Consider the following 12662-nt stretch of genomic DNA (forward strand, 5'->3'; position numbering starts at 1 on the left):
AGCTTATACGATATATATACGCAAGATAATTCAAGCGATTAGCGGCTAAATAAAGTCATTAATGGTCACTTGAAATATGGCGAGTATAAGAAAACACTTTGTTGAGGGATGCTCAGTAATGAAAAAATGGTCCTATCTACTAGCGGCTGGCTTAATGGCTGCAAGTATTGGCACGGCAACCGCCGCAGACGAAAATAAAGACGTACTGTATTTCTATAACTGGACAGAATATGTTCCCCCCGGTTTATTAGAGCAATTTACTAAAGAAACTGGGATCAAGGTGATTTACTCCACCTACGAATCAAATGAAAGTATGTACACCAAGCTTAAGACCTATAAAGAAGGGGCTTATGATTTGGTCGTTCCTTCTACTTATTTTATTTCTAAAATGAGTAAAGAGGGGATGCTACAAAAAATCGATAAACAAAAACTAAGTAATTTTAAAAACCTAGATCCGAATTTACTGTATAAAGAGTTCGATCCACAAAATGATTTTTCCGTTCCTTATATTTGGGGAGCGACGGGGATCGGTATTAATGGTGAGGCCGTTGACCCAGGCTCAATCACCTCTTGGGCCGATTTTTGGAAACCTGAATATAAAAATAGCCTGTTAATGATGGATGATGCACGAGAAGTATTCCAAGTTGCACTCACAAAACTCGGTTATTCAGGTAACACAACCGATCCTAAAGAGATTGAAGAGGCTTATAAAGAGTTACAAAAACTACGTCCAAATATCCTTGCATTTAACTCTGATAACCCAGCAACGCCGTTTATCGAAGGTGAGGTTGATGTCGGCATGCTGTGGAATGGCTCAGCCTTTGTTGCTCGCCAAGCAGGTTTACCGATTGAAGTGATTTGGCCAAAAGAAGGGGGAATTTTCTGGATGGATAGCTTAGCTATTCCAGCCAATGCGAAAAACCCTGAAGGGGCACATAAGTTGATCAACTTCTTATTACGTCCTGATATTGCAGCACAAGTTGCCGAATCTATTGGTTACCCAACGCCAAACCTTGAAGCGAAGAAAATGCTACCACCGGAAATTGCTAATGACCCGTCTCTTTATCCAAGTGAAGAGGTATTGCAAAAAGGGGAATGGCAAAGTGATGTTGGCAATACCAACATTATTTATGAAGAGTATTTCCAGAAGTTAAAAGCAGGACGTTAATCAAACCAAAAGGCACCGTAATGAAGCCCCCAACGTTATGGGAGTACTTCATAATTACGGTGCTTTTTTGTTGTTAATACGGATTATAGCCGATAAAAGTAGATGTTGTTTATTCTTATATCACTCAATTAGTTGGCAACATTTCGGATAACAAACTGGCAATAAGTATCCACCCACGCCTGAATAAATGCTTGGCTTTTCGGCGCAAAATTATGTTGTTCATCAACCATACCTTCAAACCATTTCAAATAACATTCAGGTTGATTCATAGTTGGCATATTTAAAGATGCTAGACAGACACGCAAGTGCTGCTGCGCAATTGCAGTACTGATATTGCCTGTTGATACCCCTAAAATGCCTGCTGGTTTACCATTCCATGAATTATTCCCCGCAGGGCGCGATGCGTGGTCAATCGCATTCTTTAATACACCCGGGATTGAACGGTTGTATTCAGGCGTGATAAAAATAATCCCATCACGCTCGGCAATTTGTGATTTAAAGTTAGCGACAACGCTGGGTAGCTGTTTATCGGCATCTTGGTTATATAAAGGAAGCTCACTGATATCGAGAAAGTTAAATGTGAAATGATCAGGGAAAAGCTTCACTAAGGCTTCTGCAACTTGGCGGTTGTATGAGTTTGTGCGTAGACTGCCAACGATGACACCAATTTTATATTGATTCGACATAATTAAACCTTCTCTAGTGTGAATGGATGCTTCGCTGATATATTTTAGCGCTTTATCACTCTATAAAGCCAATTCTGGATATATAAAAATGGTGGGTAATCAAAAGCAGGCAGGTTATTATCGGTTTATAGTACTTATAACTATCTGAATAACTAAAATAAAATCGACCAATCAATCTGTATCATTTTCCATGACGGTTTGGCGACAAAAAATGCGTGTTTAGCAATAAAAGCCTATTTCAATTTTGTGTTAGCCTAAAAGTCTATTAATAACTAAGTTCAGGTAAGGTTTATGCAATTCATTGAATGGGATGATTTTACTCGCGTTGAAATGCGCGTTGGCACAATTATTAAAGCAGAAGTGAACAGTAAAGCTAAAAAACCCGCCTACGTGATGGACGTCGATCTTGGTGAATTAGGTGTGAAGCGCTCAAGTGCACAGATCACTGTAAATTACACCCTTGAGGAGCTGATCGGCAAACGAGTTTTATGTGTTTGTAATTTTGAGCCTAAACGTATTGCCGGTATTAAATCAGAGGTTTTGATCACAGGTGCACCGGATGAAAAAGGGGCGATAGTACTTGCTGAATTTAATCTACCGTTGCCTAACGGGGCATTACTTGCCTAAGTGATCAAGTGCATTTTTCCCCCTAAAAGGGCTATACTCCTCCTATTACCAGTAAAGAGGAGTGCGCTTTTGTTATTGCCTGAATTACATTATCGCCAATATTCCGAAGATGTGATTTCTCATCAACACGATGAGCAATGGCAGGTTGTCTTTGCGTTATCGGGGGGCATGGAAATTAATATGCATCGGCAGCATTTTCTATTAGCGGCGGGAAATGGTGTGGTCATTGCACCTGGTGTAAGTCATGCATTTAGCGGTCTATCAGGCAACCAAAATTATGTTTTAGAGATGCCAAGCACGTCTCCATGGGCACTTGATGACAAAGCAACGTCTTTTTCGCTAACTCCCGCTGCTATTGGGCTATTAAATTGGTTGCAGCGGTTTCCTCAACCCCTCGAACAACATACGACCATTGCAAAATTGCTGCTTGCTCAAATGAAACCTGAAGAGCAGTGGATTGATGGGGTGACCCGATGGATTGATGCACGCTTACATCTTCCACTCAGTTGCCAAGATATGGCGAATGCGTTTTGTATGTCAGTAAGTACGCTACAACGGAAAATTAAAGCGGCGACACAACTCACCGCAATGCAATTACTTGTACAAAGGCGCATGGAAGCGGCTTGCCGCTTGCTGATGACGGCGAATTCAATCGAGCAAGTTGCATTGTCTGTAGGCTATGATTCACACTCGGCTTTTAGCCAAGCATTCCGCCAATACTATGGTAAAACTCCTATGGAATATCGAACAGGAGCTATCAAGTTATCTATTCAGGTTTAAAACGCTGGCGGATATGCGCTTCATACTCACCATGTAAAAAATCAGTATTGATATTCGCTTGTTTAAGTTTGAGCTCTAATAAAGAAAGTTGCTTACTTAGAGGCTGGTAATTAGGATCATCATGAGCAAGCCCTTTTAGCATATCGACCAACGTGAGTGCATCTTTTCGGTACTGTAATTCGGGGGGCAAATACCCTGAGTTTTTTAAGATACGATAACCCGCTCGTAATTCAGGTGGAACTTGGCTATCGTCATCAAGTAAAAGCGGTTGTCCTTCGCCTTTCAGATTTTTTAGCTCACCTTTATTTAACGCTTCTTGAATATGGCGTTCTGCCCAATCATCAATAACAGACATAATGGTTTATTTAGTTGAAAAGGATAAGCTGATTATAACAGCGATGGCATAAAGATAGCTAAAATAGGGAAATAAAAATATTACATGGTTTATTATTCTTTGTGTAATTAGTAGGGAAAACCTAATCATGAATACGGATATTTGGAGGTGATTTTCTACTAAAAAGACCAAAAGTCAGGCTATTTAACGCTTAAAAAGAGAATAAATTACTCAGTAAATAGTGAAAAACTGTTATCTGAACCACATTTTCATTAATTATCGGTGTTTTTTATTTAAAGGTTAAATTAATTATTTATTTAAGTCATGATGACTTTTAATTCTATATTTTATGATTAAATTTTAATAGGGATGGGGTTTCAATCTAAAAATAAATAAATTGTTGAATCAGCGTTATATTTTTGAAAATAGCTAAATGGCAAAACATTGTGTAATGTCCATTTCTCTTGTTTATAAGGAGAAAATATGGAACAAAAAAAACAAGATGGGAGCCGTTTGTTACGCACGGTGGAATGGTTAGGCAATGCCTTACCTCACCCAGTCATTTTATTCATTATTTTAACTGCAATTTTATTGGTCTCCTCAGCAATTGGTCAATATTTTGGAGTCAGCGTTGCTGATCCACGTCCAGAGGGGGCAAAAGGGCGTGCTGCGGATGGGGTTATTCATGTTGTCAGTCTATTAGACGCTGAAGGTATCCGTAAAATCCTTTCTAATGTTGTTACTAACTTTACGGGCTTTGCTCCTCTTGGCACGGTGTTAGTTGCCTTATTAGGGGTTGGGATTGCCGAACGAGCTGGGCTTTTATCTGCGGCGATGCGTTTAGTGGTTATCAAAGCACCGCGTAAGCTAACGACAGTGGCAATTGTGTTTGCGGGGATCATGTCAAATACCGCCGCCGAATTGGGCTATGTAGTACTAATCCCACTGGCTGCGATTATCTTCCATTCACTTGGTCGCCATCCGCTAGCAGGTCTTGCCGCTGCCTTTGCAGGGGTTTCGGGGGGGTATTCTGCCAACTTATTATTAGGTACTGTCGACCCACTGCTTTCTGGTATTACCCAGCAGGCTGCGCAAATTATTGATCCAACCTATACAGTCGGGGCAGAAGCGAACTGGTATTTTATGTTTGCCAGTACATTCCTAATCACTATTTTAGGTTATTTCATCACTGAAAAAATTGTTGAACCACAATTAGGGCCTTACCAAGGTGGCGGTGTTGATGAAGATGAAGATAAATTACGTGCTGATGCTGAAGTAACCCCACTTGAGAAAAAAGCGCTGTTTTGGGCATCGGTGACCTTTTGGGGATTAGCCGCCATACTTGCCCTTATGGTCGTGCCAGAAAATGGTATTTTACGTAATCAAGAAACCGGATTAGTCAGTAATTCACCATTCTTGAAATCCATTGTGGTATTCATTTTTATCTTCTTTGCGATCCCAGGCATTGTATATGGCTATGTCGCTAAAACCATGCGCTCTGATAAAGATGTCGTAGATGCCATGGCAAACGCAATGAGTACTCTAGGATTATATTTAGTTATTATTTTCTTTGCTGCACAGTTTGTTGCCTTCTTTGGTTGGACAAATATCGGGCAAGTGGTCGCAGTGAAAGGCGCCAATTTCTTAAACAGTATCGATTTACATGGTGGTGTGCTGTTTATTGGCTTTATTATTATCTGTGCCTTTATCAACTTAATGATAGGCTCTGCTTCTGCTCAGTGGGCGGTGACTGCACCTATTTTTGTGCCAATGTTAATGTTAGCGGGTTATGCACCAGAGACAATCCAAGCGGCATACCGTATTGGTGACTCGGTAACCAATATTATTACTCCAATGATGAGTTATTTTGGTTTAATTATGGCTATCGTTGTGAAATATAAGAAAGATGCCGGGATTGGTACATTGGTCTCTATGATGTTGCCTTATTCAATCATTTTCCTTATTGGCTGGTCACTGTTCTTTGTGATTTGGGTATTTGTACTCGGACTACCCGTAGGTCCTGGTTCTCCGATTTACTTTACTCCCGCGAGCTAACTTGTTTTAAAGAAAAAGGTAGCGCAACTTCATTGGCTACCTTTTTATTATCTTTGATGGATATAACTTCAATACAAATATCAAACTTATTGAATAAACATTTTTACCGACTTGGTTGGCATATTTATGGCATTAAGGGGGATGGTGTCGGCGTACGTTCATCATTGATAACTTTACCAAACCGAGGGCTACCTTGGTTCCATTCTGCAACGGCTGCGGTGATTTCAGCTTTTGTGCGACCAATAAAATTCCACCACATCAAAACAGATTCATTCAGAGGCTCACCACCTAATAATAGAATGTGGCTATTGGCTGAAAGTTGTAGTGAGACTTGCGACAAGCCTTGGCCTAAATAGACCAACTCATTGTGATGACTGCGCTGTGAATCGATAATCGCATCCCCTTCGATAACAAAAATGCCATATTCAAATTCAGGGCGTAGCGTTAGCGATAATGAGTGACTATTGCGGGTGGTGATATCTAAGCCTAATAAAGAAGAAAACGATAATGTGGGGGCTTTATAAGAATCATATTCCCCAATGAGTAATTGATATTCGATATCTCCAACTGACCATTTGGGTAAAATAGGGTAATGATCAAAGCGAGGGGGCATATCTTTCACGGCTTCTGGCAGTGCTATCCATAGTTGTACGGCATGTAAATGGCGGTTTTCTCCATAGGTATCTTCGGAATGGCTAATTCCTTTACCTGCGGTCATTAAATTTACTTGGCCCGGGCGGATCACTTGTTCGTAGCCTAAACTGTCCCGATGTAGAATTTCGCCTTCAAGCATCCAAGTGAAGGTTTGCAGTGCAGTATGTGGGTGAGGCGCGACGCGCATACCAGCAGAGTCACCTTTAAATACAGTCGGGCCCGCATGGTCGAGAAAGCACCAAGCACCAATTAAACGCCGTTGTTTTGTTGGTAATACCCTTGCGACAGGGATCCCACCAACATCTTTAATGCGTGCATGAATGTGCTGGAAATCTAGGTTATTTTTCGGGGTCGGTATGCTCATTTTTACCTCTTATCAATAAAACAGGTTAGTGGCGAATATCTTGGTATTCAGGTGTTTTATCAAAAATAGCTTTGGCGAATGGGCAAAGAGGAATAATTTTACGCTTTTCAGAACGCATTCTTTCAACGACTTTTGCGACCAATTGTTTGGCAATACCTTGCCCTTTTAAGCTTTCATCAACGACGGTATGGTCAATAATAGCGAGTTCGTCTCCGGTATAGACAAAGGTAATTTCAGCAAGACGAGTCTGTTTATCATCCGCTAAGATAAAGAAGCTGTGGTGATCCGATTGAATATTTGGCATTTGATGCTCCATCGTATAATCGTTTATCTTTTTTAAGCCTAGCTAAGCTTTTGGCTAAAGACAATGATGGGATTTTGTTGAGTTTTCTCAAATAATTTGATGGAGCTTATTTTTAAATTGTGATGATGAATAAAATAAACAATCGGTTTTTTATATATTTATAAGGTATTTCTCGATTGAATAGTATTTTTATTTCAATGGAGAAGCCGTGTGTGTTGCATAATAAAGTCATATGAACCCCAACAATCAATTTCTCATGCCACATCCAGCGGGCAGGAGCAGTTAAGTAAGACATTTGCTTATAATATTGATTCAGTTAACAACACAATAAAAAGCCAAAAGCTTGTTAGAGAGGCAATAAAAACACCACCTCGTGGTCAAAGTTCAGAGGAGAGAAAAAATAACCTCACTAACGTAACTCAAGATAAAAAAGATCTTATTCGTTTCCAGCAGGAGCTGCTCAGTACTGCAGAAAATATATTGAAACACCTTGATTTATCCACGGAAGTGTTAGCTACAATATCGGATAAATTAAACCAGTTAATGAGTGAACCAAGCAGACTAATTCAATCAAGGGAATTGTTGCAGGCTAAAAAACTCGAAGAAAAATTAATTAAAATCATTCATCATGAAATGCTCAATAGTAATAATAGAATCTCTTTAAAAGATGTTGGGAAACTTTTTCAAAAAGAGCTAAGTAGGCATCTTAATAATAAAGATTGGCATACAATAGAAACAGCATTGAGTTATGGAAATAGCGAATATTCATTTATCTTAACTCCCGCATCTCAAATGAAATATTGTGGTGGCAATCACGAGATATTTTGTGACAACAGCTATAAAGGGAAAGGTGTTTGTTCGAAATCAGCAGAAGAGACGACTCACGCTGTTAATTTATGGCTTTCAGAGGTTAAAGATAATAATCAGTCCACTTTATTTAGTGGGATCCGCCACGGAGTATTATCGCCTTACGCCCTTCCTGAGCGCAGTGCCGAACGTCTACAAGGCGCTAAAAATAGAGCAAAAGAGGTCGTGATGGCTGCGCTGTTTGCAAAGCCTGAATTGTATAAGAGAGCATTAAATCATGAAGAGGTGACATTGCGGATCGCTTCAACCTCTTTACTAACATATTTAGGTAAAGAGAAAGGGATGCTTAATGATCAAGTTGCTGCTTGGAAGATGTTAAATAACGATGGCGTTATCAAACTGAATATCAAAAATGAGAAAGGAGAAGCCCAAGAAGTTAAAGTTAAACTGGATATTGCGATATTCAACTTTGGCGTTAATGAACTGGCATTTTCCATCCCGAAGGTGATCAGCCAAAATGATAATTTAAATAAAACCGCTTTAGCCAAAATATTAGGGTGTAACTATCTTATTAATAATGAAGTGGGGGGATGGGTAGGTCACTATTTATCTGAACATCCTCATGCTAGTAATAGGCATAAAGTAGAAGAGTTATGTCAGCAGATAAAGGAAATATGGAAGAAAAAATCATATCGTTATGATGGTAATGAGCCTTATAAAATAGCACAACGTATCGCGATGTTAGCTTACGAAATTGGTGCAGTGCCTTGCTGGAATTGCAAAAGTGGTAAAGATAGAACAGGTATGCTGGATGCAGAAATCAAGCGGGAAGCTATCAATTATCATCAAGGTTATAGTTTGAGTAAGCCAGGCGCTAAGTTGACGAATGAAGAGAAAAAATTATTCCAAGGTGTTTTGCTACATAGCGGTAACAAACAAGTACAGGAATACAATACTGGCGTTGCAGGTAATAAAGTCACCAAAGATCTACCATTCATGTTAAGACCACTTGCATTATCTTATAAAACACGTATTGGTGATGAGGTTATTCGGCGACAGGTACAAGGGTTTTCATCTTTAGTTTAATATTATTAATGCTTTTTGAGGTTGATCACAGATGAAGGGCATATTTGTGTCCTTTCATCATTAGGAATTGCTATTTACAGTAGGTTATAATAAATGTTCATCTTTACTTATGTATTTATTGGCGATGTTCTGTGGCATGAAAAAATAGATATTCATATCACTATGACAATAAATACCGCATTGTCGCCGTCGATATTTTCTAAAGCACGCTGGGTTATGAATGGGCGGAATACCGTTACGATATTCTTGTAAATACCTCATTTATAACACCGTCAATTTGTAGAGTATTTATGCTGCATTTCGATACTCACAAGCATCTAAAATAATCTTCAAGTTTATTTATTGTTATAATGCTGCATTTTACATGCAGCATTATTGTATGGAATAAAATCCTATTGGGATTGGAGGTAGGTTATAAGCGGATAACTTATTGATTTAATATAAGCTGAATCCTTCAAATGGGTTCCAGCCATCAAGGCCTTTGACTTTTTTTAGGTAATAAGCATAGTTTGCAGTAAATCCCCACATGAAAGATACCCCTAGAGATATAGCTGTCCAAACTGGTCTGGGGAATTCTCTACCTATAATAAGTTCAATGGTTGCAAAAAGCATGGTGATACATAAGCTTATAGCTAACAAGATTAGAGCTTTTTTCCATAATCCTACAATTGCAAAATAGATAGGTCCAAAGAAGTAAGCAAAAAAATTAAACATAATAAGAAAGCGAGCAAAATAAGGTTGCTGCTTTATGGCAGCTTTGTGTTCAGGGGTTTTTGGTGCTCCATATGTATCAAAAAATGCAAAACGTTTTTGCCATTTTATAGGGTATTGCTTAGTTTCCATTACTACTCCATCTGTATTAGAATTAAAAAACGATAGATATAATACGATGTTTTCCTATTTAATGCAGTGGCAATTGAACACAATTTATTAAATAAGAGAATATTCTTAACTATACATGGAGTTAATTTAATTTATTTACCTCACGAATAGCCCTGATATAGGTTGACAACTCTTCAGGTATAAAACGCTCGATGAACTTGATTGGGCGGTTTATAGTTTAATGAAAAATGTCTTTCATTGAGCATTGAATATTATTATGGATTTTCAGATAGTTCGATGAACAATACTGTAGCCCTCGATTTGAGTGATGGATTATAGGGATTGTTGAACTTTGTCTTTTTAAGATTCGAAGTAACAATTTCTTTACCATATTCATTTTCATGTTGCCATCTAAATGATAACCAGCGATTTTTTTTCGTGAATAAGCATTAGTAACTAGGTTTAAATAAGTAATATCAGCTACCCCCATTTTTTCCTGAATAACTCAGCTTTACGCTTTTTTGATAAGCGAACACTAAAATCGCTATCCATGACTTTGATAACGGTTTTAAAAATGTCAACTTTAAGTTATAGAACGTGGTTCATCTTAATTTTCTTCTTTCGGTAGGCTACTGTTCATGTCCACTTTCCCTAAAATAAGACAGCTATAATTAGATTTTCTGCCCTAAAATTTGCAGAGGTCATGATGAAAAAAGCCCGTTTTACTGAAACTCAAATCGTTAATATTTTAAAACTCACTGATTCTGGCATGGAAGCTAACGATATTAGCTAGCAGTAAGTGAAAAAAGACCACTAATAATTGAGAAAACACCGAATATTCATTGGGCATTGGATTTTATGCATGATGGTTTATATTGTGGTAGCCGATTTCGAACATTGAATATTATTGATGAAAGAACGCGAGAGTGTCTGGCAATTGAAGTGGATACGTCATTGCCTGCTGAACGAGTTATTAGAGTGCTTGAACGCTTGAGAGTCGACAGAGGGCTACCGAAACAAATTCGCATAGATAATGCTCCAGAGCTAATTGCTGTTAATTTATTGAACTACTGTGAAAATAATCAAATAGCGTTATGCTATATTCAATTCGGTAAGCTACAGTAAAATGGCTTTATCGAGCGTTTTAATGGTTCGTTCCGCCGTGAGTTTTTGAATGTTTATTTATTTGAATCGTTGAGCCAAGTTAAAGAATTAGCGTGGTATTGGCAGCAGGATTATAACTTTAGCCGAACGCATGAAAGTTTAAATCACCTCCCACCGAAGGCTTATCGTAAACAGTTAGAAAACTCTAGTTTAGGATGTCTTAATCAATGGGGAGTGGACTATAGGTAGAGTTATCTATAGAGGACAAACGAAATCTATTGATTCAAATAAAATAGTGATTGTAATAGATAAAGATCCACTAATACCGAATGGTTATCGTATTCAAACTGCGTATCCTCACTAGTGTAGGGAAATGATGAATATGGAAAGAATTAATTATTTATTAGGCTGTTATTTTCATCAAGATTGGGACTGTGAAGCATCTAGTGATATAGAGGCATTAAATAATTTTGTAAGAAGAGAAACATCTGAATCTATTTTGAAGTTAAAAAAAGAACTATCGGAAATAATAAAGTCAGGAAAAGAGTTACCTGAAAAATATTTGTATGAACACAATTGCTATTATATACCCTCAGAAGATGGATTGACTATATTGGAGTGGTTTAAAAAACTTCATGATGCACTATGAGATTAGGATAGCCCTGATAAAGTTTTCCTTAAAATCTTACTCCCATTCAGTTTGCTGGATAATCAACAGTCTGGCTTGGCGAGTGAGAGGGTAGTGACTTCCTATATAAAGGGTTATATATCATGTTGTTACTGATAATAATCAGTTGAGTTTTCCTCGGTAATGGACGTAACTCACAGTATACTATCTGATTTTGACAACTTTTTCTTTAGTTGCTTGGCTAGCAATGTTGGAAAGCACATTGAGCATGGTGTGAAGTGGTCAATAAAAACTGACCACGGTTTTAGAGCTTTTCTAAAATAATCGTTCCGATTCATTGGGTGTTAAACCGCCATTATATTGATGCGGCCTAAGTTGACTGTAAGATACTATAATGAATAACTTCCTGTCGAGCTTCAATTACATGGCGGTAGCCTTCTTTAAGATCTCATTATGCTCTTCAAGGCGAGCAATTTTCTTTTTCAGTTCACGAATTTCGACTTGTTCTGGTGTCATCGGTGAGGTTTTTGGTAAAATACTTTTGCGTTCTTGTTTTAGTTGCCGAACCCATTTGTCCAGAGTAGGGTGGATTTACCTATGCCCATGGCGTTAGCAGCTTCGAGCACGGAATAGTTCTGGCCAAGCACAAGTTGAGCCGCTTCAAGTTTAAATTCCGCACTGAAATTACGTCGAGTTTGCTTTGTCATTGTTATCAATTGTTAAGTTATGAGGTGTATAGTAACACCTCTATTAAGGTGGCCAAATTAACGATGCCACTTCAGACAAAGGATGGGAATGAAAGTAATTAATTACTTTTTAATTATATCTATGTGCTACTCATTTGGTGCTTTTGTTATGTTTTTATTACTTAAGCTCATTATCGAAGTAATTAGATATATGAAATTAAATGTTTTTGTTATTGATATTCCTGTTATTAAGGAATTAATAATTTTAGGTGTAGCTTTAGGAGTGTTCACTGGCTGCGTACATATGTTCATTGTTTACAAGAATCATAAGCGGCTTAAATGATGTTTAATGTATACTTATAAATCGATCAATAGCTCCCCTTTTTGTATTCAGGGAGCTATTTAGCCACTTTAGCTCTTCAATCCCCCCTCAGCCTGTCGGATAATCAACTGTCCGGGTTGGCGAGTAAGGGTAAAGAGGCTCCCCACCTCAACCCCCATATCTTTCAGCCAGTTACCGCTTAGCGTGAGTTGCGGGCTGAGGTTGGGTTTACCGC

General features: G+C 38.3%; 13 protein-coding genes and 2 pseudogenes. 8 read left to right on the top strand and 7 right to left on the bottom strand.

What is annotated here, in order from left to right; translation table 11 throughout:
* The first annotated feature begins 118 nt into the window (after positions 1–118).
* Positions 119–1168: a spermidine/putrescine ABC transporter substrate-binding protein PotD gene (gene potD, locus PR833_RS16160; protein WP_014657409.1), complete on the top strand. Its 1050-nt coding sequence runs from the start codon at positions 119–121 to the stop codon at positions 1166–1168.
* A gap of 128 nt (positions 1169–1296) precedes the next feature.
* On the opposite strand, the gene PR833_RS16165 is transcribed toward potD, so the two are convergent.
* Entirely contained in the window at positions 1297–1854 is a 558-nt protein-coding gene (locus PR833_RS16165) for an NADPH-dependent FMN reductase (protein WP_272526349.1), read from the bottom strand.
* Between the two features lie 291 nt (positions 1855–2145).
* Here PR833_RS16165 and PR833_RS16170 point away from each other — a divergent pair, with 291 nt between their 5' ends.
* Together PR833_RS16170 and PR833_RS16175 are read left to right on the top strand one after the other, a co-directional pair.
* The gene (locus tag PR833_RS16170) at positions 2146–2481 is read left to right on the top strand and encodes a tRNA-binding protein (RefSeq protein ID WP_004917327.1); all 336 of its coding nucleotides are present in this window, start codon (positions 2146–2148) and stop codon (positions 2479–2481) included.
* A gap of 69 nt (positions 2482–2550) precedes the next feature.
* Positions 2551–3261, top strand: a complete 711-nt coding sequence (locus tag PR833_RS16175; protein ID WP_014657412.1) for a helix-turn-helix transcriptional regulator — start codon at positions 2551–2553, stop codon at positions 3259–3261.
* On the opposite strand, the gene PR833_RS16180 is transcribed toward PR833_RS16175, so the two are convergent.
* Positions 3248–3616, bottom strand: coding sequence for a DUF1992 domain-containing protein (locus PR833_RS16180; protein ID WP_004917323.1), 369 nt, complete (start codon positions 3614–3616; stop codon positions 3248–3250). The two genes, PR833_RS16175 and PR833_RS16180, sit on opposite strands and share 14 nt — an antisense overlap.
* 462 nt (positions 3617–4078) lie before the next feature.
* Here PR833_RS16180 and PR833_RS16185 point away from each other — a divergent pair, with 462 nt between their 5' ends.
* Positions 4079–5650, top strand: a complete 1572-nt coding sequence (locus tag PR833_RS16185) for an AbgT family transporter (RefSeq protein ID WP_004917320.1) — start codon at positions 4079–4081, stop codon at positions 5648–5650.
* A gap of 124 nt (positions 5651–5774) precedes the next feature.
* Here the strand turns inward: PR833_RS16185 and PR833_RS16190 are convergent, their stop codons facing one another.
* Together PR833_RS16190 and PR833_RS16195 are read right to left on the bottom strand one after the other, a co-directional pair.
* Positions 5775–6668 (bottom strand): pirin family protein, encoded by an 894-nt coding sequence (locus PR833_RS16190; protein ID WP_004917318.1) that lies wholly within the window; start codon positions 6666–6668, stop codon positions 5775–5777.
* Positions 6669–6693: 25 nt separating this feature from the next.
* On the bottom strand, positions 6694–6984 hold the full coding sequence (locus PR833_RS16195) for a GNAT family N-acetyltransferase (RefSeq protein ID WP_004917316.1): 291 nt from the start codon (positions 6982–6984) through the stop codon (positions 6694–6696).
* A gap of 198 nt (positions 6985–7182) precedes the next feature.
* Between PR833_RS16195 and PR833_RS16200 the strand changes: the two genes are divergently transcribed.
* Complete coding sequence (locus PR833_RS16200) at positions 7183–8865, top strand: inositol phosphate phosphatase SopB (RefSeq protein WP_272526350.1); 1683 nt, start codon at positions 7183–7185, stop codon at positions 8863–8865.
* A 435-nt stretch (positions 8866–9300) separates the two neighbouring features.
* Here PR833_RS16200 and PR833_RS16205 read toward each other — a convergent pair whose 3' ends face one another.
* A complete protein-coding gene (locus PR833_RS16205) occupies positions 9301–9708 on the bottom strand; it encodes a DUF2628 domain-containing protein (protein WP_004917310.1) in 408 nt (135 codons plus the stop codon).
* A 780-nt stretch (positions 9709–10488) separates the two neighbouring features.
* On the opposite strand from PR833_RS16205, the pseudogene PR833_RS16210 reads away from it, so the two are divergent.
* The 3 genes and pseudogenes from PR833_RS16210 to PR833_RS16215 all read left to right on the top strand — a co-directional run.
* Positions 10489–11040: pseudogene (locus PR833_RS16210) on the top strand (integrase core domain-containing protein); the annotation flags it as partial.
* Positions 11033–11155, top strand: a complete 123-nt coding sequence (locus tag PR833_RS20465) for an RNase A-like domain-containing protein (protein WP_223854879.1) — start codon at positions 11033–11035, stop codon at positions 11153–11155. The pseudogene PR833_RS16210 and the gene PR833_RS20465, both read left to right, overlap by 8 nt.
* Positions 11156–11173: 18 nt before the next feature.
* Positions 11174–11440, top strand: coding sequence for a contact-dependent growth inhibition system immunity protein (locus tag PR833_RS16215; protein ID WP_127891332.1), 267 nt, complete (start codon positions 11174–11176; stop codon positions 11438–11440).
* Between the two features lie 414 nt (positions 11441–11854).
* Here PR833_RS16215 and PR833_RS16220 read toward each other — a convergent pair.
* Positions 11855–12126, bottom strand: a pseudogene (locus PR833_RS16220) (transposase); the annotation flags it as partial.
* A gap of 390 nt (positions 12127–12516) precedes the next feature.
* Positions 12517–12662, bottom strand: a 146-nt coding sequence (locus PR833_RS16225; protein ID WP_272526351.1) for a SymE family type I addiction module toxin, incomplete at its 5' end; no start/stop codon positions are given.

The organism is Providencia sp. PROV189, from assembly GCF_028480065.1.
GTDB classification, from domain to species: domain Bacteria; phylum Pseudomonadota; class Gammaproteobacteria; order Enterobacterales; family Enterobacteriaceae; genus Providencia; species Providencia stuartii.

What these genes read in the sequence shown, in the direction of transcription:
- potD (WP_014657409.1), top strand. Translation starts at nt 119, where the DNA reads ATGAAAAAATGGTCCTATCTACTAGCGGCTGGCTTAATGGCTGCAAGT.
- PR833_RS16165 (WP_272526349.1), bottom strand. Translation starts at nt 1,854, where the DNA reads ATGTCGAATCAATATAAAATTGGTGTCATCGTTGGCAGTCTACGCACA.
- PR833_RS16170 (WP_004917327.1), top strand. Translation starts at nt 2,146, where the DNA reads ATGCAATTCATTGAATGGGATGATTTTACTCGCGTTGAAATGCGCGTT.
- PR833_RS16180 (WP_004917323.1), bottom strand. Translation starts at nt 3,616, where the DNA reads ATGTCTGTTATTGATGATTGGGCAGAACGCCATATTCAAGAAGCGTTA.
- PR833_RS16185 (WP_004917320.1), top strand. Translation starts at nt 4,079, where the DNA reads ATGGAACAAAAAAAACAAGATGGGAGCCGTTTGTTACGCACGGTGGAA.
- PR833_RS16190 (WP_004917318.1), bottom strand. Translation starts at nt 6,668, where the DNA reads ATGAGCATACCGACCCCGAAAAATAACCTAGATTTCCAGCACATTCAT.
- PR833_RS16195 (WP_004917316.1), bottom strand. Translation starts at nt 6,984, where the DNA reads ATGGAGCATCAAATGCCAAATATTCAATCGGATCACCACAGCTTCTTT.
- PR833_RS16205 (WP_004917310.1), bottom strand. Translation starts at nt 9,708, where the DNA reads ATGGAAACTAAGCAATACCCTATAAAATGGCAAAAACGTTTTGCATTT.
- PR833_RS16215 (WP_127891332.1), top strand. Translation starts at nt 11,174, where the DNA reads ATGGAAAGAATTAATTATTTATTAGGCTGTTATTTTCATCAAGATTGG.